A 25,269-nucleotide genomic window follows, 5' to 3' on the forward strand; every position below is an offset into this window, starting at 1 on the left:
CGGGGTGGCGGGGCGATGCAACTCCCGACCTTACCAGCGCTTTGCTCGGTTGTCCGGCTTTTTTTGCGTATGAATATTTATCTTTTTAAGGGGTTGAAATGTTCGTCCGGCGGGCCGATTGTTGTAATCAAGAGGTCACGAAATCCTGTTCCAGGCCTCTTGCGAGCTAGCTGAAATAAGGGATGAACTATGCAAATCCAAGTCAACAGCGACAACCATATTCAAAGCAGCAAACGACTGGAGGAGTGGGTACGCACCACAATTGAGAGCACGCTCGACCGTTATGAGGAAGACCTGACCCGTGTCGAAGTCCATCTGAGCGACGAGAACGGTGACAAGCCGGGTCCCCATGACTTGCGCTGCCAACTGGAAGCGCGGCCGAAAGGCCATCAACCGATTTCCGTCACCCACAAAGCCGATTCGCTGGAACAGGCGATCGATGGTGCAGCCGAAAAACTGGAGCACGCGCTGGAGCACCTGTTTGGCAAACTGCGCGGCAAACCGCGGGCCGCTGTGGTGCCATTCACAAGCAAAGCCAATGACAAGCTGTTGGCGGAAGAGTTTGACGAAAACGAACAGGCAGCGATCAACAGTTGATGCGCTGATTTTCCAAGCCACCCAATGAGAAAGGGCCTGCAATTGCAGGCCCTTTCTGTTTTCGGCAGGGATCAAAAAGCAACGGAAGTATGCAGGTACACCGTGCGCGGCTCACCGACATACTTGCCTTTGTTGTCATCGAACGAACGGGTGAAGTACTGGGTGTTGAAGATGTTCTTCACCCCCACCGCCACGTTCAGGTCCGACAACTGCGGGCCGAAGTCTTGGCGTAAGTGGCGTAAGTGGCGTAGACATCGAAGCCGGCCAGCGCCGGGCTCAAGTCGTCGAGAGCGTAATTGACGCTGGTCTCGATGCCCTGATGCCGGGTTTCACCACGGGTGATGACCGAGTCGTTGGTCTGGTTGCTTTCGTACTGGTTGTCGAAGTTGATCAGGAATGCGCCGATCTCCGCTCGCAGCGCACCGTTGTCGTAACGGGTGCCGACTTCCCATGTGCGGGCCTTTTCCAGTTTCACTTCGCCGCTGCTCACGCGGTTGGGCATCTGGCTGTATTGCACGCTGCCGAAAGAATGGTTCGCATTGTAGGGCTGTCAGTGATGCCCGGCAATCAGACTCTTTTGCGTATGAGAATATTTATCATTAATATCGCATGCCTGCCGTCCCGGTCTGTTGACCGGGCGTTAACCGTTTCAGGGTCGAAACATGAAAGCCAAACTCGCCACTCTCCCCATGTCCTATCGTCTGGCCGTCACTTCGCGGGTGCTCGCGGCGGTGTTTGGCGGCTATCTGGTCGCGGCGCTGGCCAGTGTCACGCTGACACTGTGGTTGCCGCTGAACCGCGCCGAAGCGGTTGTCACCGGCATGACCGTTTCGTTTCTGGTCTATCTGGTGGCGGTGCTCTGGTGTTTTGCCTGTCGTACGGCGTGGTCGGCGTGGGTCGGTCTGCTGGTGCCGAGCGTGATCCTGGCGACCGTGTCCGGGGCTGCGCGCGGTCTGGGGCTGGCATGAAAGAAGGCTTTCGGCAGGCGATGGCCTGGCTGCACACCTGGACCGGGCTGGTCTTTGGCTGGCTATTGTTCGCGATTTTCCTGACCGGAACCCTGGCCTATTTCAAGGATGAAACCAGTCACTGGATGCGGCCGGAGATCGTCGCCCATCCATTGGATGCCGAAAAAAGCCTGACGCTGGCCCAGCAGTATCTGCAACAACAAGCCCCCGACGCCGCACGCTGGATCATCGGTTTGCCCGACGCCCGCGATCCCGGCCTGAGCGTGGGCTGGCAGCAGTCGCCCGCCAGGCCCGGCGAACGCGGCGCATTCATCCGCAAGACCCTCGACGCAGAGACCGGTGCCGAAATACAGGCCCGGGAAAGCATGGGCGGCGAGTTCTTCTATCGCTTCCATTTCCAGCTGCAAATGCCTTACCCGTGGGGCCGCTGGCTCTCGACCATCGCCGCCATGGTGATGTTCGTCGCGCTGATCACCGGGATCATCACCCACAAGAAAATCTTCAAGGACTTCTTCACCTTCCGCCCACGCAAGGGCCAGCGTTCGTGGCTCGACGGACACAATGCGGTGGGCGTGCTGGTGCTGCCGTTTCATCTGATGATCACCTACAGCAGCCTGGTGATTTTTATGTCGATGGTGATGCCGGCAAGCATTCTGGCTTCGTACGGCGACAACGTCCGGGCGTTTTACGACGAGGTATTTCCCGCCTCCAATATTCCCGAGCGAGCCAATCAACCGGCGACACTGGCACCGCTGGCGTCCCTTGTGCTGGCGGCCAGCGAGCAATGGTCGGGCGGGCATGTCGGACGTATCAGCGTCAACAATCCGGGCGACGCCAATGCCTCGGTGGTGATGTCCCGCGCGAGCTCCGACCGTGTGGTGAACGACTCCGGTAGCGCCGTAACCTTCAACGGTGTCAGCGGACAAATCATTGGCAGCGTGCCTGAGCAGCCAATGGCGATGGCGATTGCCGGCAGTTTCTACGGGTTGCACATGGGCCACTTTGCCGGGCCGGTGTTGCGTTGGCTGTATTTCATCTGCGGTCTGGCGGGCACGGCGATGATTGGTACCGGGCTGGTGATCTGGCTCGGCAAGCGTCAGCTTAAACACGCCAAAACCGGTGTGATGCCTTTCGAATTGCGGCTGGTTGAAGTGTTGAACATCGCCAGCATGGCCGGGCTGGTGGCAGCGATTGCCGTGTTCTTCTGGGCCAATCGTCTGCTGCCGGTGAGTCTGGCCGGGCGTGCCGATTGGGAAGTGAACGCGTTCTTTATCACCTGGGGGCTGAGCGTGGCCCATGCGATGTTGCGGCCGGGGCGCAAGGCCTGGGTCGAACAGCTGTCGCTGGGGGCCGCGTTGTTTGTCGCGGTGCCGGTTCTCAATGGCCTGACCACGCCTTATCACCTCGGCGTGACAGTGCCCGAAGGCGACTGGGTCTTGGCCGGTTTTGACCTGACGTGTCTGGGCAGCGGACTCTTCCTGGCCTGGGCCGCCCGGAAAATGCGGCGCGCCGGGCACTCCGTCAGCGTGATAAAACCGGTCCGCGAAAAGACCCGGCCGATCACCCTTGAGCAAGGGGCGAATTGAATGTTGCTGGCGCTGTTGCTTTGCTATTGCGCATTCACCGCGCTGTGCCTGGCGATGCCCCGGCATCACGAAGAACTGCTGGGCCACAAACCTTCAGCTCGCCTTGGTCAAGGTCTGAAACTGGCGGGCTGGTTGTTGTTGGGGTTGTCGCTCTGGGCGGCGGTTTCCATGAAAGGCTGGAGCTTCGGCCTGGTCGACTGGTGCGCGGTATTGATGCTCAGTGCGTTGACGCTGGTGCTGTTGTTGCCCTATCGCCCGCGTCTGGCATTGACCATGGCCGGACTGAGCCTGCTCGCCAGCCCGGTCGCTGCGTGGGTCTTGAACTGACATGCTGATCGGCCATCCTCCCGAACACCGCGACGACGAACCCCATGGCGCCCGTGCGCATTTTCTTCAGGTGTTCCTGTCCCAGCGTTCGCAGATGGAAGCGCTGGTGAACCGGCGCGTCGGTTGCCGGGCGACGGCGGCGGATTTGGTGCAGGACCTGTTCCTGCGTTTCTGGCGTCGGCCGTTGGTGCAGGTCGAAGAGCTCAGCACTTATCTGTTGCGTTGTGCCGGCAATATCGCCATCGATCATTTGCGCAGTGAAGGCGCGCGGGTGCGGGTCAACGAAGGCTGGCAACCGGATGAGCCCGACAGCAGCGCCAGCGAACCGCAGGCGGCGCTCGAAGCGGGCAACGATTTGCGCCACGTCGAAGCGGCGTTGCGTGCGTTGCCCGAACGCACGCGGCAGATCTTTTTGCTCAATCGCATCCACGGGCGCAAGTACGCCGAGATCGCTAGGGCCATGGGCCTGTCCCAAAGCGCTGTGGAAAAACATATGATGCGCGCCCTTGAGGCCTGCAAGGCCAGCCTGCGCGAACCCGCGCCACGCCTGCCAGGGAAAGCACCGTGAACAACACCGACCGCGTCATCCCGACGCCCGCTCAGGAACAGGCCGCTTTCGCCTGGCTGAGCCTGCTGCACGATCACCCGAGCACCGGTGATCAATTGACCTTCAGCCAGTGGCTGCACGCTGACCCGGCCCACGCCGAGGCCTATGCTCAGGCGCAAGTGGTGTGGGAGTTGAGCGAAGGGCCGGCGCGCACCTTGGCCGATGAAGATGCGCTGGCATTGCAGGGTTTGCTTGATGCGATGGACCGGCCGCGCCGTGTACCGCTTCGACGCTGGACTGGCGCGCTGGCGATGGCGGCCTGTCTGCTGTTGATGATCAGCCTCGGGACAGGTTGGCAGCCGCAACGCTGGATCGATGATCTGGGCGCCGATTACGTGTCGGCACCGGGCGAGATCCGCACCGTGACCCTGGCCGATCAATCGCAGGTGACGCTGGACGCGGATAGCGCCATCGCGGTGAATTTCAATCACGGCGAGCGGCATGTGCAATTGCGCCGCGGCGCCGGATTTTTCAGCGTGACCCACACCGGTGATCCTTTTGTGGTCGAGGCCGAGAAGGGCCGGGCGCGGGTGCTCGGCACGCAGTTCGAAGTGCGCCTGCAACCTCATGGCGCGCAGGTCACCGTGCTGTCAGGACGCGTCGGTGTGACGGCGACGCGTGATGCCGGGCAGCAGATTCTCACCGCCGGCCAGCAAGTGGCGTACGGCGCAGGCACTGCGGAAAAACTGCATGCCGTAGACAGCGAAACGCAGTTGGCGTGGCGTCAGGGCTGGCTGACTTACTACAAGTCGACACTGGCCGATGTGGTGCAGGATCTTCGCCGCTATTACCCCGGACGGATCGTGTTGCTCAACGACGAACTGGGCGCACGAAAGGTCAGCGGCAGCTTTCCGAGCAAGGATCCGCAAGCCGTGTTGACCTCGCTGCAAGGGGTATTGGGATTCGAGCAGCATCAAGTGCTAGAACATCTGATAATTCTTCGCTAACCCCACTGGCCCTTTCGCGAGCAAGCTCGCTCCCACAGGTAGTGCATTCCAAGGTGGGAGCGAGCTTGCTCGCGAAGGCGTCGGCAGCGACAACGAAAATATTTTCAACTTTGTGGTGAGGTAAACCCGGACGCCATCCGTGTAGTGACTGAAACTGCGAGTCATTCGCATCCGTTGCGGTTCTACACAGGTCATGAGCAATGAAGTCCAGGGCAAAATCGGGTTCGGTCAAACAGTGGTTAGGCGTTTCGGCCTTGGGTTTTTCGGCATTGGCCCTGTTGCCGATGAGCGTGGCGCTGGCCGCTGAAACAGTCAGCAGTCAGCCGCAAAAGCAATTCAGTTTTTCTCTGGCAGCCAAGCCGCTGCCTCAGGCCCTGAGTGATTTCAGCCGCGTCACCGGACAGAGCGTGGTCTACACCGATGAGGCGCCTTACGGTCTGACCGCTCCAGCGATCAACGGCCAGATGAGTGTCGAACAGGCGCTGCAACGTCTGCTCACAGGCTCCGGCCTGACCTTCCGTCGCACCGACAGCCATACCCTGGCGCTCGAACCGCAACCGACCGCAGGCGCATTGAACCTCGGCGCGACCACCATCACCTCGGTGGCCAACCAGCCGATGAGTTATCAGCCACCGGAAACCAGTTCGGTGATGCGTTCTTCCGCTTCGCTCCAGGAAATTCCGCAGACCGTCAACGTGATCCCGGCCCAGGTCATTCGCGATCAGGCACCCCGCAATCTCGATGATGCCCTGGCCAACGTCAGCGGCATTACCCAGGGCAACACTTTGGGCAGTACCCAGGATTCGGTGATGACCCGTGGCTTCGGCGATAACCGCAACGGCTCAATCATGCGCGACGGCATGCCGGTGGTGCAGGGCCGTGGCATGAACGCGACCGTGGATCGCGTCGAAGTGCTCAAGGGACCGGCCTCGCTGCTCTACGGGATTCAGGATCCGGGCGGCGTGGTCAACATGGTCAGCAAGAAGCCCGAACTGACCCAGTACAACGCGCTGACCCTGCGCGGCTCGACCTACGGCGACGGCAAGAATGGCAGCGGCGGCTCCTTCGACAGCACTGGCGCACTGGGGGATTCCGGCCTCGCGTATCGCATGGTGCTCGATCACGAAGACGAAGATTACTGGCGCAACTTCGGCACGCATCGCGAAACCCTGATCGCGCCGTCGCTGGCCTGGTATGGCGAGCGCACCAAGCTGTTGTTCGCCTACGAGCATCGAGAATTTCTGACGCCATTTGATCGCGGAACCCTGATCGACCCACGCACCAACCATCCGCTGGACATCTCGCGCAACGAGCGCCTCGACGAAAAATTCAACGACATGGAAGGGCGCTCGGATCTCTATCACTTTGAGGCCGACCACGAACTCAACGACGACTGGAAAGCCCATTTCGGCTACAGCTGGAACCGCGAAACCTACGATGCCAGCCAGGTTCGCGTCACCGCGATCGACACCAAAAAAGGCACGCTGACCCGCAGCATGGATGGCACCCGAGGCGCGATCAGCACCGACCGTTTCACCACCGCCAGCCTCGAAGGCAAGGTCAACGTGCTGGGCATGCAACATGACCTGGTGTTCGGCGTCGACGACGAATACCGCAAGATCTATCGCGCCGACCTGATCCGCCAGAAAAGCCTGAGTACCTTCAGTTACGTCAACCCGGTCTACGGCCGTGAAGTCGAAGGCACCACCGTCAGCCCGGCGGACAGCGCACAGACCGATCTGCTGCGCAGCGATTCGGTGTTCCTGCAGGACTCGATCCACCTCAACGACCAGTGGATCCTGGTAGCTGGCGGGCGCTTCCAGGAGTACGACCAGTACGCCGGCAAAGGCGTGCCGTTCAAGGCCAACACCGACAGCAACGGCCAGAAGTGGGTGCCGCGCGCAGGTCTGGTGTATCGCTACACCGACGAACTGTCGTTCTACGGCAGCTACACCGAATCGTTCAAACCCAACTCGACCATCGCCCCGCTGAGCGGCAGCAGTACCGTGCTCGACGGCAGCATCGCGCCGGAAGAAGCCAAATCCTGGGAGCTGGGCGCACGTCTGGATATACCGGGACGCATCACCGGCAACGTCGCGCTGTTCGACATCAAGAAACGCAACGTGCTGGTGGCCAACGCCGAAGGCCCGACCACGATCTACAGCGCCGCCGGTGAAGTACGCTCCCGTGGTCTGGAAGTCGATCTGACCGGCCAGCTCAGCGACCGCTGGAGCATGATCGGCAGCTACGCCTACACCGACGCCGAGGTCACGGAAGATCCGGACTACAAAGGCAACCGGCTGCAAAACGTGGCGAAGAATAGCGGCTCGTTGTCGGCGGTCTATGACTTCGGCAGCGTGATCGGTGGCGATCAGCTTCGGGTCGGTGCCGGTGCGCGCTATGTCGGTGAACGAGCGGGTAACGCGGTGAATGATTTCGATCTTCCGAGCTACACCGTGGCCGATGCGTTCGCCACTTACGACACCCGGGTTGAGGGGCAGAAGGTCAAGTTCCAGCTCAACGTGAAGAACCTGTTCGACCGCACTTACTACACCTCGGCGGCGAGCCGGTTCTTCGTGTCGATGGGCGATTCGCGGCAGATTTCGTTGTCGAGCACCCTGGAGTTCTGATCAGCGCAAAAACGCCTGGCGATACTCGCCGGGCGTTCCACCCAGCACCTGGCGAAAGCGGTTGGTGAAGTGGCTGGCGCTGGCAAATCCGCACGCCAGAGCAATCTCCCCCAGCGGCAACGCCGTTGCGCGCAACAACTCCCGCGCCCGGCTCAAGCGCCGCGCCAGCACGTACTGATGTGGCGGCAAGCCAAAACTCACCCGGAACATCCGCGCAAAGTGGTATTCCGACAACGCACACAACCCCGCCAGTTGCCCGAGGCTGATCGGTTCGGCCAATTGGCTGTCGATGAATTCCGCCAGTTGCCGGCGTTGATGCGGCGCCAGCCCACCCTTGAGGCGCAAGCCCTGACGTACGCCGACCTGACTCAGCAAGGTATGGCTGATCAATTCGTGGGCCAGGCTACTGGTCAGTAAACGCTCGCCGGGTTCGTCCCAGTTCAGCGTCAGCAACTGGCGAAACCGTCGGGCCTGTTGCGGATCCTCCAGAAAAGTCTGTTCGCGCAACTGCATTTCCCGTGGCTCGCGGTCCAGCAGCGTCACGCAACCGAGGGCAAATTGTTCGGCGCTGAAATACAGGTGGGCCAGACGAATATCACCGTTGATGACCCAACCCGATTCATGGTCGGCCGGCAGGATGCACAACTTGTCCGGGCCACCCTTGATAGCGGGTTCGCCACGGCGGAAGGTACCGGTGCCGCCAGCGATGTAGCAGGAGAGGGTGTGATGGCTTGGCGCTTCATATTCCTGGGCGTCGTGGTGATTGGTCCACAAAGCTGCAGACAAGCCGTCACCCAGTTCGGCGCTGTGCACAAGGCGTGCATTGGGCGAATTGTTGAGCGCTTGAAAGACTTGCAGGGTATCGATGGCGGCCATGATCGGTTCTCTTCAACGCCTTGCATCCTACTCCCTGGATTTCGCGCTGGCAGCCTGCGCACCGACAAAAGCGCAAGTTTATGCAAGCGAGGGGCGAGGGCACAGGCGGACACTGAAAGCCAATCAAGGAGTGTCTGCCATGAACCTGTCGTTGTATCTGTTGACCGTGCTGATCTGGGGCACCACCTGGATCGCCCTGAAGTGGCAACTGGGCGTGGTGGCGATTCCGGTGTCGATCGTCTATCGCTTCGGTCTCGCCGCGCTGGTGCTGTTTGCGCTGTTGCTGCTCAGCCGTCGCCTGCAACCGATGAACCGGCGCGGGCATTTGATCTGTGTGGCGCAGGGCTTGTGCCTGTTCTGCGTCAACTTCATGTGTTTCCTGACCGCCAGTCAGTGGATTCCCAGCGGTCTGGTGGCGGTGGTGTTTTCCACCGCGACCTTGTGGAACGCGCTGAATGCGCGGGTGTTCTTCGGCCAGCGTATCGCGCGCAATGTGCTGATGGGTGGGGCGCTGGGGCTGTGTGGTCTGGGCCTGTTGTTCTGGCCTGAACTGGCCGGGCATCACGCCAGTCCGCAAACCCTGCTCGGCCTTGGCCTGGCACTCTGCGGCACCTTGTGTTTTTCGGCGGGCAACATGTTGTCGAGCCTGCAACAGAAGGCCGGTCTCAAGCCGCTGACTACCAATGCGTGGGGCATGGCTTACGGTGCAGCGATGCTGTCGGTGTGGTGTCTGGTCAAAGGCATTCCGTTCGAGATGGAATGGACGTCGCGCTACATCGGCGCTCTGCTGTACCTGGTCATCCCCGGTTCGGTGATCGGTTTCACCGCGTACCTGACGCTGGTCGGTCGCATGGGGCCGGAACGCGCAGCTTATTGCACCGTGCTGTTCCCGGTGGTGGCGCTGAACGTTTCGGCCTTTGCCGAAGGCTATCAATGGACGGCGCCGGCATTGGTGGGTTTGGTGCTGGTGATGTTGGGCAATGTGTTGGTGTTTCGCAAACCCAAACCCGACATTGCCATGGTCGCCAAACCTGCACATTGAATATTGAATGTTCAACTGTCGACTTTCATTACCAGAAAGATAAGTGCCGGTAATAGAAAGTCGACAATGCTTTGTGCCCACTTCATGGCATTCCAGTCCTCTGATTGATCCATGTCGAACCATTCAATGCCAATGACTTGCAGGCAAAAATAATAAATAAACAACGCCACGAGAAACCCCAGCACGGCATATTTCTTGGCTTCATGAAACTGCTCGTCTGATGCATTTATATTCTTTGCAAGTTGATAGCCTCCCAACAGGCAGGCTGAAGTAAATATGGTCTCCAGTGTCATGATCATCCAGTAGATCCGGTGATGCATCATTTCCGAGTTGATCGACCGGTACATCAAATGGCTGCCTGTCGTATCCATGCTCAGGATATGACCAAGGTAAATGTAGTTTGAGTTGTAATCGGTGGCGTTGCTGAAAACAATCAGGGCGCCCAGAATACCTACCATGAAAACGATTGCAACTTTACTTCTTCGAATAAGTTGGGAGGTTTTAAGATAAGTCATTATTGATTCTCCGTGAGTAGTGTCTGTCCGTTGGCAGATGACTCTCGGGATTCTATAGCGAGTATAAAGAAGTTGGGTGAGGAGTCGTTTTCAAGTTGTGTAGTTAAAGGGGGTTAATAACTTCAGGCCATTTGGGAAACAGGTTTAAAACAGACGGGGCCGGGAAACTTTTACTCCAGCCCCGTGGGTCATCAGTCCTTCCAGACTTGCGGATTAACCAGATCCTGCGGCCGTTCGCCGAGCAGGGCGCTGCGCAGATTGGCCAGCGCACGGTTGGCCATGGCTTCACGGGTTTCATTGGTGGCCGAGCCGATGTGCGGCAGGGTGACAGCGTTTTTCAGCTGGAACAGCGGCGATTCGGCCAGCGGTTCTTTTTCGTAGACGTCGAGGCCGGCGCCGCGAATGCGGTTGTTCTGCAACGCTTCGATCAGTGCCGGCTCGTCGACCACGGGGCCGCGGGAGATGTTCACCAGAATCGCGTCCGGCTTCATCAGCGCCAGTTCGCGATGACTGATCAAGTGGCGGGTTTTGTCGCTCAGTGGCACGACAAGGCAGACGAAATCGGCTTCGGCCAGCAGTTGGTCAAGGCTGCGGAACTGCGCGCCGAGTTCCTGTTCCAGTCCGGTCTTGCGGCTGTTGCCGCTGTAGAGAATCGGCATGTTGAAGCCGAAGCGGCCGCGACGGGCGACGGCGGCGCCGATGTTGCCCATGCCGACGATGCCCAGAGTCTTGCCGTATACGTCGCAGCCGAACAGCGATGCGCCGACGCTGGCCTGCCATTGGCCGGCCTTGGTCCAGGCGTCCAGTTCGGCGACGCGGCGGGCGCTGCTCATGATCAGGGCGAAGGCCAGGTCAGCGGTGCTTTCGGTGAGGACGTCCGGGGTGTTGGTGAGCATGATCCCGCGTTCGTTGAAGTAGGCGAGGTCGTAGTTGTCGTAGCCGACGGACACGCTGGAGACCACTTCGAGTTTTGCGGCGTTTTCCAGTTGGGCCTTGCCGAGTTTGCGTCCGACGCCGATCAGGCCGTGGGCGTGGGGCAGGGCTTCGTTGAACTGGGCGTTGATGTCGCCGTTTTTCGGGTTGGGGACGATGACGTCGAAGTCCTGTTGCAGGCGTTCGATCATGGGTGGGGTGATTCGGCTGAAGGCCAGGACTGTTTTTTTCATTGGCATTGGGCTCGGCTGTTCTGGGTTGCCAAGCAAGCTAACATTTCTGTTTTGGGTTGTCTTGGCGGCCTCTGGGCCGACCAGACTTTTGGGGTTTTGGGTTTATATCCGTTTTTTCGGGTGTTGCGGATTATGGTTCCGCCCTTACGGCGGGTCACTTTTGACAAACGCCTCAAAAGTAACCAAAAAGGCTTGGCCCCTGCGTTCGGCACCTCGCTGTGGCTCGGTGTTCCTTCGTTCCGGGATTGATCCGGGGGCATCGCCTACGGTTTGCTTCGCTGCACCTCCTCTCGATGTATTTGGCTTCGCCAAACAGTCGCTTCGCTCCCACCCCCGGATCAATCCCTACACTCAGCCTTCCGATGGGGCCGGTACGTCAAGAGCGGTACTCGAGCTAACGCTCATTGTGTTGAGTGGTGGGAAGCGGAAAGCAGAAGCAGAAAGCAGAAAGCAGAAGCAGAAAGCAGAAAGCAGAAAGCAGAAAGCGGACTGCTTTTGCTTTGATCGTTCCCACGCTCCGCGTGGGAATGCAGCCCGGGACGCTCTGCGTCCCAATCGATCTGCCAGCGAATGCAGTCGGCGCTGGCAGGTCGGTTTTGTCGGAACGGCTTAGCTGTGTGTTGGGCAACGCTGAACTTCGACGTTGTCCAGCACCCGATTCACCGCCAGTTCCGCCAGCATGATTACTTGCTGAATACCCAGGATGCGGTGCCGCTGCGGTGTGTCGAAAAAAGCCGCTACATCACTGGCCATGGCACTGGCGGTGGCCAGGGATTCGCAGGCGTGGGCCAGCAGGCTTTCGTCGTCCATGTCCGGGGCGACTTGGAACATCTTGCTTGGTCGGCGACTGGAGCATTTTTTCGGGAAGGGGTTGAGGTGATGGTCGAGGGCGCGTTCGGCAGCCTCGTGGAGTTTTTTTGAATCGGCGGACTCGTAGGGCGAGGTGTCGTTGGTTTCAGGGGGATTCGGAGTAAGTTTTTTCATGGCATAGATCCTTAAGTCTTGGAGGAGCTGCCATTCTTCGTTTTCCAGGCGAAAGAGGTGGCAGCTGTACGCGGACTGGAAAAACCGGAAAGGATCAAACCCGGCAGACCCGGAGGTCTCCCACGTACAGCTACCATAACGTCGCGAAAAAACGCCGCATTATGTCATGGGCTGTGATCCTGAACTTCGGGTTTTCCAGACCCGGCCGCCGATGCGTCAGCGACCCCAAAAGCCTATCCACCTCGTTTCCGAGGGACAACCGACACGACTTGTCGGAAACATCCGCCAAAAACCAGCCCGTCTGTAGGACGGCCAAGTCAATTCGCCACCCGAGCCCCCGCCAGACTTCCACTCATTTCATAAGCCGCCAGTTCCGCCTGATGCCCCGCCAATATCTCCGGTAACGAGCCACGCAGGTACTCGACCCAGGTCTTGATCTTCGCATCCAGATACTGCCGCGACGGGTAGATCGCATACAGGTTCAGTTCCTGCGAGCGGTAGTTGGGCATGACCCGTACCAACGAGCCATTGCGCAGGCCTTCAATGGCGGCGTACACCGGCAACACGCCGACGCCCATCCCGCTGGTGATCGCGGTTTTCATCGCGTCGGCGGAGTTGACCAGGAACGGCGAGCTGTTGATGGTGACCATTTCCTGGCCGTCCGGGCCGTCGAAGGCCCATTTTTCCAGGGGAATCACCGGGCTCACCAGGCGCAGGCAGGCGTGGTTCAGCAGGTCGCTGGGTTTTTGTGCGCAGCCGTTGGCTTTCACATAGGCCGGGGAGGCGCAGACGATGCTGTAGGTGATGCCCAGGCGTTGCGAGACGAAGCCCGAGTCCGGCAGCTCGCGAGCGAGGACGATGGACACGTCGTAGCCTTCGTCGAGCAGGTCCGGCACGCGGTTGGCCATGGTCAGGTCGAAGGTCACGTCCGGGTGGGTCTTGCGGTAGCGGGCGATTGCGTCGATCACGAAGTGCTGGCCGATGCCGGTCATGGTGTGCACTTTCAACTGACCGGCCGGGCGCGCGTGGGCTTCGCTGGCTTCGGCTTCGGCCTCTTCGACGTAGGCCAGGATCTGCTCGCAGCGCAGCAGGTAGCGCTTGCCGGCTTCGGTGAGTGCGATGCGCCGCGTCGTGCGGTTCAGCAGGCGGGTTTGCAGGTGGGCCTCAAGGTTGGAGACCGCGCGCGAGACGTTGGCGGTGGTGGTGTCGAGTTGCACGGCGGCGGCGGTGAAGCTGCCCGCTTCGGCCACGCAACTGAAGGCGCGCATGTTTTGCAATGTGTCCATGGGGTGCTCTCAAGGGAGATGGCAAATTGTGACACGAAGTTTCAGGGGCTGAGACCCCCGACCAAGGGATTATCTCGTTAACCGTAACAAAGATTCGCAGAAAACCCAGCTTATCGCCGTTCAGGGCGCCCCCTAGAATTGCGCCCACCTCGAAACATCTCCCACCTCAGGAATTCGCAGCAGTGCCGCGTCGCATCAACAGAGCGCTTTTGCCGCTCAGTGTTCTGGCTTTTTCGTTAGGTCTTGGCGGCTGCATCGGAACCGGAGGGATTGCCCCGCAGGGCAAGGCTCTGGAGGCCACTGAACTGGCCACCGACGAGGCCATCGCCCACGCCGCCCGTGACGCAAACTGGCCCACCGCCCAATGGTGGCAAGCCTACGGCGACCCGCAACTCAACCGCTGGATCGACCTGGCCGTGCAAGGCAGCCCGACCCTGGCGATGGCCGCTGCGCGAGTGCGTCAGGCACGGTCCATGGCCGGTGTCGCCGAAGCCGCCGAGTCGTTGCAGATCAATGGCGAGTCGACCCTCAAACGTCACAACTGGCCGACCGACCAGTTCTATGGCCCCGGTGAGCTGGCCAATACCACGACTTGGGACAACAACGCCGCGCTGGGTTTCAGTTACGCCCTCGACCTCTGGGGCCGTGAAAGCAACAGCACCGAGCGGGCCGTCGATCTGGCGCACATGAGCGCTGCCGAGGCGCGGCAGGCGCAACTCGAATTGCAGAACAACATCGTGCGCGCCTACATCGAGCTGTCGCTGCATTACGCCCAGCGCGACATCGTCGCGGCGACGCTCAAGCAGCAACAGCAGATTCTCGATTTGGCGCAGAAACGCCTGAACGGCGGGATCGGTACGCACTTCGAAGTCAGTCAGGCTGAAACCCCGCTGCCGGAAACCCATCGGCAACTGGATGCGCTGGATGAAGAAATCGCCCTGAGCCGCAACCAGATTGCGGCACTGGCCGGTAAAGGGCCGGGCGCCGGCGCGCAGTTGCAGCGTCCGACCCTGTCCCTCGGCGCGGCGCTGAAACTGCCGTCGGCATTGCCCGCCGAACTGCTCGGCCAGCGCCCGGACGTGGTTGCCAGTCGCTGGCAAGTGGCGGCGCAGGCGCGCGGGATCGATGTGGCGCATGCCGGGTTTTATCCCAACGTCGATCTGGTCGGCAGCCTCGGCTACATGGCCACCGGCGGCGGGGCGCTGGAGTTTCTGACCGGCAAGAAGCTCAACTACAACGTCGGGCCGGCGATCTCGCTGCCGATCTTCGACGGTGGGCGACTGCGCGCCGAATTGGGTGAAGCCTCGGCGGGTTATGACATCGCCGTGGCGCATTACAACCAGACGCTGGTCAATGCGCTGAAGAACATCTCCGACCAGTTGATTCGCCGCGAGTCGATGGACAAGCAGCAGACGTTCGCCGCCGAATCTGTGGCCACCGCGCAGAAGACTTACGACATCGCGATGATCGCCTACCAGCGCGGCCTCACCGATTACCTCAACGTGCTCAACGCCCAGACCCTGCTGTTCAAACAGCAACAGGTTCAGCAGCAGGTGCAGGCGGCGCGCTTGAGCGCCCATGCGGAACTGGTGACGGCATTGGGCGGCGGTCTTGGCGCGGGTAAGGACGTGCCGACCGCCGAACAGACCGCCGCACCGAAAACCCCGGTTCTCCTGCGTTGAAAACACAATCTGTGGGAGCGAGCTTGCTCGCGAAGCGGGAGTGTCAGCCAGCACACATGTCGGCTGATACACCGCATTCGCGAGCGAGCTCGCTCCCACAGGGTATGGGTCCGACCTGAAACTCATTGAGCATAATTGAATGACTCCCTTGCCCGCACCCTTGCGCTGGCTCTACTCCCTGGAATGGCGCCGGGGTTTCTTCGAATGGGCACGCAGCGACGGCGTGACCTGGGTCTACATCTTCAAGGTGTTGATCGCCGCATTCCTGACCCTGTGGCTGGCGATGCGCCTGGAACTGCCGCAACCGCGCACGGCGATGATCACGGTGTTCATCGTCATGCAGCCGCAGAGCGGCCAGGTGTTCGCCAAGAGTTTCTATCGCTTCCTCGGCACCCTGGCCGGGTCGGCGATGATGGTCACGCTGATTTCCCTGTTCGCCCAGAACACTGAATTGTTCCTCGGTTCGCTGGCGATCTGGGTCGGCATCTGCTCGGCCGGCGCCGCCCGTTGCCGCAACTTCCGCGCCTACGGTTTTGTGTTGGCCGGGTATACGGCGGCGATGGTCGGCCTGCCGGCGCTCGCCCATCCCGATGGCGCGTTCATGGCGGCGGTGTGGCGGGTGCTGGAGATTTCACTGGGGATTCTCTGCTCGACGCTGGTCAGCGCCGCGATCCTGCCGCAAACCGCCAGCGCGGCGATGCGCAACGCCTTGTATCAGCGCTTTGGCGTGTTCGCCCTGTTTGTCACCGACGGCTTGCGCGGGCGCAGCAAGCCGGAGTCGTTCGAGGCCAGCAACGTGCGCTTCATCGCCGAAGCGGTGGGGCTGGAAGGGCTGCGCAGCGTGACCGTGTTCGAAGACCCGCACATGCGTCGGCGCAACGGTCGTCTCAGTCGCCTGAACAGCGAGTTCATGGGCATCACCACCCGGTTCAACGCCTTGCATCAGTTGCTCGAGCGTCTGCGCGTCAATGACGAAGCGCATGTCGTGGCGGCGATCAAACCGGGCCTGCAGGATCTGGCCGAAGTGCTCGACGGGTTCAGCGGCCGCGCCCTGACCAGCCCGGACGCGGCGCGTCTGGCGCTCGCGCTCGCGGCGTACAAGGAAGGCTTGCCGGCGCGGGTGCGCAGCCTGCGGGCGATCTTTCAGGAGAGCGACCCGAGCGATGCCGAGCAACTGGATTTCCACACCGCGTACGAGCTGCTCTATCGCTTCGTCGATGACCTGCACAGTTATGCACAGACCCACGCCTCGCTGGCCGACCACAGCCACGAACGCGAGCGCTGGGACGAGCCGTTCACCCCGCAGACCAGTTGGTGGGCCGCAGCAGCTTCGGGGATTCGTGCTGCGTTCATCCTGGTCGTGCTCGGCAGTTACTGGGTTGCCACCGCGTGGCCGAGCGGCGCGACCATGACCCTGATCGCTGCCGCCACCGTGGGCCTGTCGGCGGCGACACCGAACCCGAAACGCATGGCGTTTCAAATGGCGTGCGGCACGTTTCTGGGGGCGCTGATCGGCTTCGTCGAAATGTTTTTCATCTTCCCGTGGATCGATGGTTTCCCGCTGCTGTGCGTGATGCTTGCGCCGGTGATCGTGCTCGGCTCGTTCCTCACTTCGCGGCCGCAATACGCCGGTGTCGGTCTTGGCTTGCTGATCTTTTTCAGCACCGGTTCGGTGCCGGACAACCTGACCATCTACAACCCCTACACCTTCATCAACGACTACATCGCCATGGTCATGGGCATGCTGGTCTGCGCGGCGGCGGGGGCGATCATTCTGCCGCCGAACAGCCGCTGGCTGTGGCAGCGTCTGGAACAGGATTTGCGCGGGCAAGTGGTGTACGCGATCAGCGGCAAACTCAAGGGTCTGGCGTCGAGTTTCGAAAGCCGTACACGCGACTTGATGCATCAGGCTTACGGTCTGGCGGCCGGTCAGCCGCTGGTGCAGAAAAACCTCTTGCGCTGGATGTTCGTGGTGCTGGAAGTCGGCCACGCGATCATCGAGCTGCGCAAGGAACAGGCGATCCTGCCGGTGCATCCGGCCTATGCCGAATCGCAGCCATGGCGCCAGGCAATCCGGGTCATGGGGCGCTCGCTGGTGCGCCTGTTCCTGCAACCGAACTCGAACAATCTGGAACGTGCGCTGGTGGCGGTCGATCACGCGATCAGCCGGGTCGCCGCCACTGACGAACCGTTCGCGCCGCACTTCGATACCTCGGCCCTGCGGCGGGTGAAAAGCTACCTGCACTTCATCCGCACCTCGTTGCTCGATCCGCAGTCGCCCCTTGCTGCCTACGCCATCGCCAAGCCCGAAGGACTTGCCCATGCTTCGTGAAATCGCCTTCCACGGCGTGTACATGCCGACCATGACCCTGATGTTCTTCATCGCCGCGGCACTGGCCTGGGCGCTGGACCGGTTCTTGTCCGGGTTCGATCTGTACCGCTTCTTCTGGCACCCGGCGCTGCTGCGCCTGAGCCTGTTTTCCTGTCTGTTCGGCGCGATGGCGCTGACTGTCTACCGTTGAGTCTGAGAATTGTCCCGATGAAAAAGTTTTTCAGCCTGCTCGCGACCCTGCTGGTGCTGGCCCTGGCGTTGTGGATCGGCCGCACGTTGTGGGAGCACTACATGAACACCCCGTGGACCCGCGACGGTCGGGTCCGCGCCGACATCATCAACGTCGCCGCCGACGTCACTGGTGAAGTGGTTGACGTGCCGGTGCGCGACAACCAGTTGGTGAAGAAAGGTGATCTGCTGATGCAGATCGACCCCGAGCACTATCGCCTGGCGGTTAAGCAGGCGCAGTCGCTGGTCGCTTCGCGCAAGGCCACGTGGGAGATGCGCAAGGTCAACGCCCATCGCCGCGCCGACCTGGACAACCTGGTGATCTCCAAGGAAAACCGCGACGACGCCAGCAACATCGCAGACTCCGCACTGGCCGATTACCAACAGGCCCAGGCGCAGCTGGAAGCCGCCGAACTCAATCTGAAACGCACCGAAGTGCGCGCGGCGGTGGACGGCTACGTGACCAACCTCAACGTCCATCGCGGTGACTACGCGCGCATCGGCGAGGCGAAAATGGCCGTGGTCGACATGAACTCGTTCTGGGTCTATGGCTTCTTCGAAGAAACCAAACTGCCTCACGTACGGGTCGGCGACAAAGCCGACATGCAACTGATGAGCGGCGAAGTCCTCAAGGGCCACGTGGAGAGCATTTCTCGCGGCATCTACGACCGCGACAACCCGGAAAGCCGCGAGCTGATCGCCGATGTGAACCCGACCTTCAACTGGGTGCGTCTGGCGCAACGGGTGCCGGTGCGGATTCACATCGATGAAGTGCCGGAAGGTGTGCTGCTGGCGGCAGGGATTACCTGCACTGTGGTGGTGAAGCAGGGCGCTGTGGATAACTGACAGACCGCAACGCCTTCATTGATCGTTCCCACGCTCTGCGTGGGAATGCATCCTGTGACGCTCTGCGTCACGTCCTGTATTTCAAAGCTGCCCCCGCAACCCGAAGCGCTTCATCAACGTCGACTCCAGCAACCCTTTTGGCAACAACGTCGCCAGCAACGGCAACGCCCGGCTGCCATTGCCGATGCGGATCAGCCGTGGCGGTTTGCTCTGCTGCACAGCCTTGAGCAACTCGGCGGCAAATTCGCTGGCCGGCGTTGGTTTGTCTTGCGAGGCCTTGGCCCGCGCCCGAATGCCTTCGCGCAACGGAAACCACGGCGATTGTTCGTTGATCAGTTGTTCGGCCTCGTGCCCGGCATTTTTGGCGAAGCTGGATGCAATCGCCCCCGGCTGCACTTCCATCACGCGAATCCCGAACGGCGCCAGTTCCATGCGCAACGCATCGCTCAGTGCATGCACCGCCGCTTTCGACGCGCAATAGGCGCCGGCAAATGGCGTGACCAGCACCCCGGAAACACTGCCGATATTCACCACCAGGCCTTTGGCCCGGCGCAGTACCGGGAACAGCGCACGGGTCACGCCGACAATCGAAAACACATTGGTTTCGAACTGGCGCTGCATGGCCGTCACACCGCCATCGAGCAATGGGCCCATGGCGCCGTAGCCGGCGTTGTTGATCAGCACATCGAGGCCGCCGTGTTGCTGGTTGATTCGTTCAGCAAGTTGTTCCAGCGCTGCGTTGTCATTGACGTCGAGCTGCACCGCTGTGAACCCGGCGGCACTGAGAGCCGCGACATCTTCGGTCTTGCGCGCACTGGCCCAGACCTCGTAGCCGGCGCTTTTGAAGGCCTCGGCGAGGGCGCGGCCGATGCCGCTGGAACAACCGGTAATCAACGCAACGGGCATGGCGCATTCCTTGTGCAAAACAGTGGGAGAGGGGATCAGTCGGAGAAACTACCCTGCAATCGCTCGGCGCGAAACTCCAGGGTTTGCGGGCGATAACCGGGACGCAGTGGCGGCATCGGCAAACAGTCTTCCCAGTTGCCACCGGCCTGCAATTCGCCTGGGCCGCGATAGCGTGGGGCGGCGTATTGATTGTCGGCCAGGTTCACGGTATCGCCCGGCGCGTACGCGGCAATGCGCCAGCGCAGTTCGGTCAGCGGCACGTCGTTGCCATTGTTCAACTTGAGCAACAGCGGACGGTCGGCGGGGCAGTGTTCGGGGGCATAAACGATGCGCAGTTCAAGCCGCGCCAGTTGCTTGATCTCACGGTTGTCCAGCCACACCACCCACATCGCCACCAACCCGAGGCCCACGGCGGCGGCCATGGACACCGGCAAGGCTTTGGCCGGATAACGCAACAGCAGGATCAGCCAGGTGATGACCAGCAAGACGCCGATGAACATGTCGCGAAACCTCGTGGGCAGGGAAGGTTCATCCTACCTAAGCCTGGACGAGGTTGGCGAAAAAAAAAGCCCCCGCCCAACCCGTTGCGGATAGGGGACGCAGCGGGCTGGACGGGGGCTTCCTGTTACGGAGCGATCACTGCGCGATGGTTTTCACCGACACGCCGCGTTCGATCGGGGTGGAGCGACCGTAGATATCTTCGAAGCGCTCGATATCGTCTTCACCCAGGTACGAACCGGACTGCACTTCGATGATTTCCAGCGGGATCTTGCCCGGGTTGCGCAGGCGATGCACCGACGCGATCGGGATGTAGGTCGACTGGTTTTCGGTCAGCAGGAACACGTTCTCGTCGCAGGTCACTTCGGCGGTGCCGCTGACCACGATCCAGTGTTCGGCACGGTGGTGGTGCATCTGCAGCGACAGGCACGCGCCCGGCTTGACCGAAATGTGCTTGACCTGGAAGCGACCGCCCATGTCCACCGAGTCGTAGGAACCCCACGGACGATAGACCTCGCAGTGGTTCTGGGTTTCGCTGCGGCCCTGCTCGTTGAGGGTGTTGACCATCTGCTTGACGCCCTGGACCTTGTCCTTGTGGGCGATCATCATGGCGTCCTTGGTTTCGACCACGACGATGTTTTCCAGACCGATCACCGACACCAGTTTGCCGTTGCCGTGGATCATGCAGTTCTTGCTGTCCTGGATCACCACATCGCCCTTGCTGACGTTGCCGTTGGCGTCCTTCTCGTTGACTTCCCACAGCGACGACCAGCAGCCGACATCGCTCCAGCCGGCAGTCAGCGGCACCACGCAGGCGCGCTGGGTTTTTTCCATCACGGAGTAGTCGATGGAGTTGTCCGGGCAGCAGGCGAAGGTGGCTTCGTCCAGTGTGACGGTGTCGGCATCCTGCTGGCTGCGCTCGAGGGTCAGCAGGCAGGTGTCGTAGATGTCCGGATCGTGCTTTTTCAGCTCTTCGAGGAAGCGGCTGGCGCGGAACAGGAACATGCCGCTGTTCCAGTAGTAACCACCGGACTCGACGTATTCGGTGGCGCGTTTGACGTCGGGTTTTTCCACGAAGTGCGAGACGCGGCTGACGCCTTCCGGCAGCAGCGAATCGCCGGTGGACTTGATGTAGCCGTAGCCGGTTTCCGGTTTGGTGGCCGGCACGCCGAACAGCACCATCTCGCCGTTTTCGGCGGCGACGGTGGCCAGGGCGAGGGCGCGTTGCAGGGCTTTCTGGTCTTCGAGGACGTGGTCGGCCGGCAGCACCAGCATCAGTTCGTCGCGACCTTCATTGACCAGCATCATCGCGGTCAGCGCCACGGCCGGCGCGGTGTTGCGACCGAACGGTTCCATCAGGATGCGTTGGCATTCCAGATTGCGGTTGGCCAACTGCTCGTTGACGATGAAGCGGTGATCCTTGTTGCAGACCACGATCGGGGTGTCCATGCCTTCGAACACCAGGCGCTCGAGGGTTTGCTGGAACAGCGTGTGTTCGCCGGTCAGGGCGAGGAACTGCTTGGGAAACTGCTTGCGCGAAAGCGGCCAAAGACGTGAACCGCTACCACCTGACAAGATCACCGGAATCATATTGTTTACTCCATAAAATCGATTGGGTTAGAGCCACGAACCTGTGTCGTTTCACTCTTGTTTTTGTTGCGTACCCGAACTGACAACCCGATTCATTGTGGGAGCGAGCTTGCTCGCGAAGGCGGCGTATCAGTCGACACATCTGTTGAATGTCAGACCGCTTTCGCGAGCAAGCTCGCTCCCACAGGGGATATGCGTCAGGTCGGGAAATGGTTAGCGGGTCGACACCGGGCGTTTCACCCAGACTGGCGACAGGTTGCTGCCGTTGCCGGTGACGTACAGCACCGCTGCCTCACCACGCTCCAGGGCGACCGGTTTCACGTCGCCGACTTTCTTGTCGCCCTCGTACAGCGCCAGGCTGACTTTCACCGGGTTGATTTCACGTTCGCCACGGCCCTTGGCGGCCACGTTCGGCACAACTTCGGTCTTGCCGTCGGCGGTCTTCAGGGTCAGCGACTTGTCGCTGAGGTTCTGCACGCGCACCAGGGATTTCTGCTTGTTCTTGAACGGTGGTTCTTCAATCAGTTGCGGCGCGCCGGAGGCGTTGTTGACCAGGGTGTAGTAGTGATCACCGGCGAGTTTCACCGGCAGGGTCTGGCTGCCGACCTTGGCGCTGTAGTCGCCGCCCGGCATGAAGCTGAAGTCGCTGCTGGCCAGCGGCGCGACGTCGCTCAGATTGGTGCTGCCGACAGTGGCGCTGACTTCAGCATTGCTGGCGTTGTAGACACGGACGAAGGTCGAGCCTTTCGGTGCAGTCGGACCGTACAGCGCAGCGTCGCCACCGGCAAAGGCCTGGACCGACAACACACTCAGGCCGGCGACCAGAGCAATGCGTTTAGCGAGACGACGAGGAGTTGTAGTGAAAGTCATGGTGTACCTCTCTTTCAGTTTTGCGCCCGATCGGGCGTCTCGGATTTAGTGTTTACAGCTACGTTTTGTTGGCGCGCGCCGGCTTGTTTAAGCTCTGCGACCCACTGCGGGTCGGCGTCGCCGATTTCGTTGTTCACAGGCAGATATCGTTCAGGAAACTCCCAGATCAGCACCTGTGGCGGGCTGTTCTTGAAGTCATCGCTTTTCAGGTAGCTGAGCATCGGCAGGATCGGGCCGTGGCCGTCCTCGGCGTAGTTGACGACGTCGCTGTGCAGCGCTTGCTTGAGCGCACCGACGAAATTCCAGTTGGGGTTGGCGCTGTAGCTGGTACCGATCAGTGCCACCGGCACTTCACTGTTGGCGAACAGGGCGTCGTCACCGGCAGGTTGTTCGGCGGCCACAGTGTTGCGCTTTTGCAGCGGCTCTTTGGCCGGCATCAGGTTTTCGAACAGTGGATCCAGCGGCAGGAACAGACGCAGATCGCCCTTGTGCGTGACCTTTTCCGCCGGGGTGGTGACGAAGCGCTGCGGCTCGCCGCTGAGCGGGAACTTGTCAGCGATGGTTTTGGCCAGGGTGTTGGCGGCGATTTCCGCGCCTTCCGGGGTCCAGTGGGTGTCGGTGCGCAGGAACACTTGCTGACCGTTCTGCTTGGCCGCTTGGAGCGGGCCGAGCAGGTCGGGGGCGAGGATCTTGTCGGCCGCGACGCGGGCGTGGAAGTCCTGATAAAGGTTGGCGTGAATGCTCGCCGGTTTCACTTCACCCAGGTGTTCCGGGTACAGGCGAACCTTGGCCGGCACGATCGCCATCACCAGTTTCACGCCTTTCTCTTTCAGGGTCTGGCGCACGCCTTCGACCAGCGCATAGTTGCCTTGCAGGTTCAGCTCTTCGTTGACGATCGGGTTGAATTCCTCATCGCTGTACAACCACTGATCGCGACCGAGCACCACGCCCGGACGACCTTCGTTGAACAGTTTGAAATCCAGCGCGGCCCAGAGGTTGGTGCCCAGGCGCTTGATCGGGAATTCATCGTCGTAGTGGGTTTCCACGGCTTTGGTCCAGCGGCCGTTGAGCACCGTCGCATCGGCGTTGGTGCTGAAGCCGAAGAAGCTGCGCACCGACCACAGACCGAGCACCAGCAGGGTCAGCAGAAACAGCGCGATGTAGAAGATGCGTAATGAGCGGGTCATGTCAGATCCCTCAGAACTGGAAGTAAAGGAACGGCGAGAAGCTTTGCGCCGAGAGTTTGAGAATCGAGGCGATGAACAGCAGCAGGATCAGCCCGCGCATCACGTAGCGCGACCAGTCCGCCGTCCAGTACGCCGGTTGCACCTGGGCGTCGACGCCGACGGTGTAGCCAGGCTCGTGGATGCTCGCCGGATTTTCGCCCGGAGCCGCTTTGATCAGGCCTGGAGTCGCCGTGGCAGGGCCGTTGGCCTCGACGTTGACCTCAGGTTTGCTCTTGACCGGCGGCTGGTTTGTGTACAGATCACGCAGGCCGAAGAACGCCAGGGTCACGTAGGCCACCACCAGAGTCGCCACTTGCAGGCCGGTCAGGCTGGCCTGATTGAGTTCCGACAGCGACCAGTCGCCGAAGCTGAACATCGCGCCGTACATGCGACCGGCAACGTGCAGGTTCTCGGCGCGGAAGATCACCCAGCCCATGACCACCAGCAGGAAGGTCAGCGCCCAGCGGATCGGGTTGAGGCTGCGCGGCGAAGTGTTGAGACCGAGCATTTTCTCGATCGCCAGCCACATGCCGTGCCACGCACCCCAGACGATGTAGGTGATGTTCGCGCCGTGCCACAGACCACCGAGCAGCATGGTCAGGAACAGGTTGCGATAGGTCATCAGCGTGCCTTTGCGGTTGCCGCCGAGGGTGATGTAGAGGTAGTCACGCAGCCAGGTCGACAGGCTGATGTGCCAGCGGCGCCAGAACTCGGTGATCGACTGGCTGATGTACGGCTGCTTGAAGTTTTCCATGAAGCGGAAACCCATCATCAAGCCCAGGCCGATGGCCATGTCGCTGTAACCGGAGAAGTCAAAGTACAGCTGCGCGGTGTAGGCCAGTGCGCCAAGCCAGGCATCACCCGTGGTCGGGTTTTGCAGGGCGAAGCAGTGGTCGGCGACCACGGCGAGGGTGTCGGCGATGAACACCTTCTTGATGAAGCCCTGCATGAACCGTGTGCAGCCCTCGGAGAATTTGTCGAGGGTGTGGGTGCGGTTGTTGAACTGGTCGGCCAGGTCACGGAAACGCAGCACGGGACCGGCGATCAGGTGCGGGAAGATCGCCACGAACGCTGCGAAGTCGATCAGGTTGCGGGTGGCCGGGGTGTCGCCGCGGTAGACGTCGATGATGTAGCTGATCGACTCGAAGATGTAGAACGAGATACCGATCGGCAGCAGCACGTGGGTCAGGATGAACGGCTCGAGACCGACCGACGTCATCATCGCGTTGATGCTTTCGACGCCGAAGTTGGCGTACTTGAAGTAGCCGAGGATGCACAGGTCCACCGCCACGCCGAGCAGCAGCCAGCGCTGGGCCGGTTTGGTGCGCACGCCGGCGGCGCCGACTCTCAGGCCGATCCAGTAGTTCCACAGGGTGACGCCGGCGAACAGCGCCAGGAAGTCCACCCGCCACCACGCGTAGAACACGTAGCTGGCAATCAGCAGCAGCAGGTTGCGATAGCGTTGCCCGCTCAGGTAGTACAAGCCGAGAAAGATCGGCAAGAACAGAAACAGGAACACGTTGGATGAAAATACCATCCCGATCTCTCCATGTTTGAACC

Annotated in this window: 23 protein-coding genes and 1 pseudogene; 12 read left to right on the plus strand and 12 right to left on the minus strand. The window is 60.9% G+C overall.

Annotation, left to right across the window (positions count from 1 at the left end; genetic code table 11):
* Nucleotides 1-189 precede the first annotated feature (189 nt).
* Nucleotides 190-597 (plus strand): HPF/RaiA family ribosome-associated protein, encoded by a 408-nt coding sequence (locus I5961_RS04735; protein WP_011332524.1) that lies wholly within the window; start codon nucleotides 190-192, stop codon nucleotides 595-597.
* Nucleotides 598-668: 71 nt separating this feature from the next.
* Here the strand turns inward: I5961_RS04735 and I5961_RS04740 are convergent.
* Nucleotides 669-1,138 (minus strand): annotated as a pseudogene (locus tag I5961_RS04740) (TonB-dependent receptor domain-containing protein); the annotation flags it as partial.
* 121 nt (nucleotides 1,139-1,259) lie between these two features.
* Between I5961_RS04740 and I5961_RS04745 the strand changes: the two are divergent.
* The 6 genes from I5961_RS04745 (at nucleotide 1,260) to I5961_RS04770 (ending at nucleotide 7,662) form a co-directional block, all read left to right on the plus strand.
* Nucleotides 1,260-1,565, plus strand: coding sequence for a DUF3649 domain-containing protein (locus I5961_RS04745; protein WP_085698515.1), 306 nt, complete (start codon nucleotides 1,260-1,262; stop codon nucleotides 1,563-1,565).
* Nucleotides 1,562-3,151 (plus strand): PepSY-associated TM helix domain-containing protein, encoded by a 1,590-nt coding sequence (locus I5961_RS04750; protein ID WP_227234500.1) that lies wholly within the window; start codon nucleotides 1,562-1,564, stop codon nucleotides 3,149-3,151. The genes I5961_RS04745 and I5961_RS04750 overlap by 4 nt, the downstream gene beginning before the upstream one ends.
* Nucleotides 3,152-3,478: a DUF3325 domain-containing protein gene (locus I5961_RS04755; RefSeq protein WP_227234502.1), complete on the plus strand. Its 327-nt coding sequence runs from the start codon at nucleotides 3,152-3,154 to the stop codon at nucleotides 3,476-3,478.
* 1 nt (nucleotide 3,479) lies between these two features.
* A complete protein-coding gene (locus I5961_RS04760; RefSeq protein ID WP_085702506.1) occupies nucleotides 3,480-4,046 on the plus strand; it encodes an RNA polymerase sigma factor in 567 nt (188 codons plus the stop codon).
* Entirely contained in the window at nucleotides 4,043-5,032 is a 990-nt protein-coding gene (locus tag I5961_RS04765) for a FecR family protein (protein WP_227234504.1), read from the plus strand. Before I5961_RS04760 ends, I5961_RS04765 begins: the two co-directional genes overlap by 4 nt.
* A gap of 200 nt (nucleotides 5,033-5,232) precedes the next feature.
* Nucleotides 5,233-7,662, plus strand: a complete 2,430-nt coding sequence (locus I5961_RS04770) for a TonB-dependent siderophore receptor (protein ID WP_227234506.1) — start codon at nucleotides 5,233-5,235, stop codon at nucleotides 7,660-7,662.
* Here the strand turns inward: I5961_RS04770 and I5961_RS04775 are convergent, their stop codons facing one another.
* A complete protein-coding gene (locus I5961_RS04775) occupies nucleotides 7,663-8,538 on the minus strand; it encodes a helix-turn-helix domain-containing protein (protein WP_227234507.1) in 876 nt (291 codons plus the stop codon).
* A 139-nt stretch (nucleotides 8,539-8,677) separates the two neighbouring features.
* Between I5961_RS04775 and I5961_RS04780 the strand changes: the two genes are divergently transcribed.
* Nucleotides 8,678-9,580: a DMT family transporter gene (locus I5961_RS04780; protein ID WP_085702510.1), complete on the plus strand. Its 903-nt coding sequence runs from the start codon at nucleotides 8,678-8,680 to the stop codon at nucleotides 9,578-9,580.
* An 11-nt stretch (nucleotides 9,581-9,591) separates the two neighbouring features.
* Here I5961_RS04780 and I5961_RS04785 read toward each other — a convergent pair whose 3' ends face one another.
* The 4 genes from I5961_RS04785 to I5961_RS04800 all read right to left on the minus strand — a co-directional run bounded on the left by I5961_RS04785 (nucleotide 9,592) and on the right by I5961_RS04800 (nucleotide 13,531).
* The gene (locus I5961_RS04785; protein ID WP_085698523.1) at nucleotides 9,592-10,095 is read right to left on the minus strand and encodes a DUF2165 domain-containing protein; all 504 of its coding nucleotides are present in this window, start codon (nucleotides 10,093-10,095) and stop codon (nucleotides 9,592-9,594) included.
* A gap of 191 nt (nucleotides 10,096-10,286) precedes the next feature.
* Nucleotides 10,287-11,261, minus strand: a complete 975-nt coding sequence (locus tag I5961_RS04790; RefSeq protein WP_085698524.1) for a 2-hydroxyacid dehydrogenase — start codon at nucleotides 11,259-11,261, stop codon at nucleotides 10,287-10,289.
* A 609-nt stretch (nucleotides 11,262-11,870) separates the two neighbouring features.
* On the minus strand, nucleotides 11,871-12,245 hold the full coding sequence (locus I5961_RS04795; RefSeq protein WP_085698525.1) for a DUF6124 family protein: 375 nt from the start codon (nucleotides 12,243-12,245) through the stop codon (nucleotides 11,871-11,873).
* Between the two features lie 317 nt (nucleotides 12,246-12,562).
* Entirely contained in the window at nucleotides 12,563-13,531 is a 969-nt protein-coding gene (locus I5961_RS04800) for a LysR family transcriptional regulator (RefSeq protein WP_085698526.1), read from the minus strand.
* A 182-nt stretch (nucleotides 13,532-13,713) separates the two neighbouring features.
* On the opposite strand from I5961_RS04800, the gene I5961_RS04805 reads away from it, so the two are divergent.
* From I5961_RS04805 to I5961_RS04820, 4 genes are all read left to right on the plus strand, one after another.
* A complete protein-coding gene (locus tag I5961_RS04805) occupies nucleotides 13,714-15,213 on the plus strand; it encodes an efflux transporter outer membrane subunit (RefSeq protein WP_227234509.1) in 1,500 nt (499 codons plus the stop codon).
* A 139-nt stretch (nucleotides 15,214-15,352) separates the two neighbouring features.
* Nucleotides 15,353-17,545, plus strand: coding sequence for an FUSC family protein (locus I5961_RS04810; protein ID WP_227234511.1), 2,193 nt, complete (start codon nucleotides 15,353-15,355; stop codon nucleotides 17,543-17,545).
* On the plus strand, nucleotides 17,535-17,735 hold the full coding sequence (locus I5961_RS04815) for a DUF1656 domain-containing protein (RefSeq protein ID WP_227234513.1): 201 nt from the start codon (nucleotides 17,535-17,537) through the stop codon (nucleotides 17,733-17,735). The genes I5961_RS04810 and I5961_RS04815 overlap by 11 nt, the downstream gene beginning before the upstream one ends.
* Nucleotides 17,736-17,752: 17 nt before the next feature.
* Nucleotides 17,753-18,619, plus strand: coding sequence for an HlyD family secretion protein (locus I5961_RS04820; RefSeq protein WP_085698530.1), 867 nt, complete (start codon nucleotides 17,753-17,755; stop codon nucleotides 18,617-18,619).
* A gap of 81 nt (nucleotides 18,620-18,700) precedes the next feature.
* Here the strand turns inward: I5961_RS04820 and I5961_RS04825 are convergent, their stop codons facing one another.
* The 6 genes from I5961_RS04825 to I5961_RS04850 all read right to left on the minus strand — a co-directional run bounded on the left by I5961_RS04825 (nucleotide 18,701) and on the right by I5961_RS04850 (nucleotide 25,246).
* Complete coding sequence (locus I5961_RS04825; RefSeq protein WP_085702514.1) at nucleotides 18,701-19,525, minus strand: SDR family oxidoreductase; 825 nt, start codon at nucleotides 19,523-19,525, stop codon at nucleotides 18,701-18,703.
* A 35-nt stretch (nucleotides 19,526-19,560) separates the two neighbouring features.
* Nucleotides 19,561-20,025, minus strand: a complete 465-nt coding sequence (locus I5961_RS04830) for a multidrug transporter (RefSeq protein WP_085698532.1) — start codon at nucleotides 20,023-20,025, stop codon at nucleotides 19,561-19,563.
* A gap of 136 nt (nucleotides 20,026-20,161) precedes the next feature.
* Nucleotides 20,162-21,613, minus strand: a complete 1,452-nt coding sequence (locus I5961_RS04835) for a mannose-1-phosphate guanylyltransferase/mannose-6-phosphate isomerase (protein ID WP_090281856.1) — start codon at nucleotides 21,611-21,613, stop codon at nucleotides 20,162-20,164.
* A 213-nt stretch (nucleotides 21,614-21,826) separates the two neighbouring features.
* Entirely contained in the window at nucleotides 21,827-22,483 is a 657-nt protein-coding gene (locus tag I5961_RS04840; protein WP_085698534.1) for an alginate O-acetyltransferase AlgF, read from the minus strand.
* A gap of 14 nt (nucleotides 22,484-22,497) precedes the next feature.
* On the minus strand, nucleotides 22,498-23,670 hold the full coding sequence (locus tag I5961_RS04845; protein WP_227234514.1) for an alginate O-acetyltransferase: 1,173 nt from the start codon (nucleotides 23,668-23,670) through the stop codon (nucleotides 22,498-22,500).
* Between the two features lie 10 nt (nucleotides 23,671-23,680).
* Complete coding sequence (locus I5961_RS04850) at nucleotides 23,681-25,246, minus strand: MBOAT family O-acyltransferase (protein ID WP_085698536.1); 1,566 nt, start codon at nucleotides 25,244-25,246, stop codon at nucleotides 23,681-23,683.
* Between the last annotated feature and the right edge of the window lie 23 nt (nucleotides 25,247-25,269).

Source organism: Pseudomonas sp. IAC-BECa141, assembly GCF_020544405.1.
Classification (GTDB): Bacteria; Pseudomonadota; Gammaproteobacteria; order Pseudomonadales; family Pseudomonadaceae; genus Aquipseudomonas.

Excerpts from the sequence above, each read along its gene's own strand:
- I5961_RS04735 (WP_011332524.1), top strand. The coding sequence starts at position 190 with ATGCAAATCCAAGTCAACAGCGACAACCATATTCAAAGCAGCAAACGA.
- I5961_RS04745 (WP_085698515.1), top strand. The coding sequence starts at position 1,260 with ATGAAAGCCAAACTCGCCACTCTCCCCATGTCCTATCGTCTGGCCGTC.
- I5961_RS04750 (WP_227234500.1), top strand. The coding sequence starts at position 1,562 with ATGAAAGAAGGCTTTCGGCAGGCGATGGCCTGGCTGCACACCTGGACC.
- I5961_RS04755 (WP_227234502.1), top strand. The coding sequence starts at position 3,152 with ATGTTGCTGGCGCTGTTGCTTTGCTATTGCGCATTCACCGCGCTGTGC.
- I5961_RS04760 (WP_085702506.1), top strand. The coding sequence starts at position 3,480 with ATGCTGATCGGCCATCCTCCCGAACACCGCGACGACGAACCCCATGGC.
- I5961_RS04770 (WP_227234506.1), top strand. The coding sequence starts at position 5,233 with ATGAAGTCCAGGGCAAAATCGGGTTCGGTCAAACAGTGGTTAGGCGTT.
- I5961_RS04775 (WP_227234507.1), bottom strand. The coding sequence starts at position 8,538 with ATGGCCGCCATCGATACCCTGCAAGTCTTTCAAGCGCTCAACAATTCG.
- I5961_RS04780 (WP_085702510.1), top strand. The coding sequence starts at position 8,678 with ATGAACCTGTCGTTGTATCTGTTGACCGTGCTGATCTGGGGCACCACC.
- I5961_RS04785 (WP_085698523.1), bottom strand. The coding sequence starts at position 10,095 with ATGACTTATCTTAAAACCTCCCAACTTATTCGAAGAAGTAAAGTTGCA.
- I5961_RS04790 (WP_085698524.1), bottom strand. The coding sequence starts at position 11,261 with ATGAAAAAAACAGTCCTGGCCTTCAGCCGAATCACCCCACCCATGATC.
- I5961_RS04795 (WP_085698525.1), bottom strand. The coding sequence starts at position 12,245 with ATGAAAAAACTTACTCCGAATCCCCCTGAAACCAACGACACCTCGCCC.
- I5961_RS04800 (WP_085698526.1), bottom strand. The coding sequence starts at position 13,531 with ATGGACACATTGCAAAACATGCGCGCCTTCAGTTGCGTGGCCGAAGCG.
- I5961_RS04810 (WP_227234511.1), top strand. The coding sequence starts at position 15,353 with ATGACTCCCTTGCCCGCACCCTTGCGCTGGCTCTACTCCCTGGAATGG.
- I5961_RS04815 (WP_227234513.1), top strand. The coding sequence starts at position 17,535 with ATGCTTCGTGAAATCGCCTTCCACGGCGTGTACATGCCGACCATGACC.
- I5961_RS04820 (WP_085698530.1), top strand. The coding sequence starts at position 17,753 with ATGAAAAAGTTTTTCAGCCTGCTCGCGACCCTGCTGGTGCTGGCCCTG.
- I5961_RS04825 (WP_085702514.1), bottom strand. The coding sequence starts at position 19,525 with ATGCCCGTTGCGTTGATTACCGGTTGTTCCAGCGGCATCGGCCGCGCC.
- I5961_RS04830 (WP_085698532.1), bottom strand. The coding sequence starts at position 20,025 with ATGTTCATCGGCGTCTTGCTGGTCATCACCTGGCTGATCCTGCTGTTG.
- I5961_RS04835 (WP_090281856.1), bottom strand. The coding sequence starts at position 21,613 with ATGATTCCGGTGATCTTGTCAGGTGGTAGCGGTTCACGTCTTTGGCCG.
- I5961_RS04840 (WP_085698534.1), bottom strand. The coding sequence starts at position 22,483 with ATGACTTTCACTACAACTCCTCGTCGTCTCGCTAAACGCATTGCTCTG.
- I5961_RS04845 (WP_227234514.1), bottom strand. The coding sequence starts at position 23,670 with ATGACCCGCTCATTACGCATCTTCTACATCGCGCTGTTTCTGCTGACC.
- I5961_RS04850 (WP_085698536.1), bottom strand. The coding sequence starts at position 25,246 with ATGGTATTTTCATCCAACGTGTTCCTGTTTCTGTTCTTGCCGATCTTT.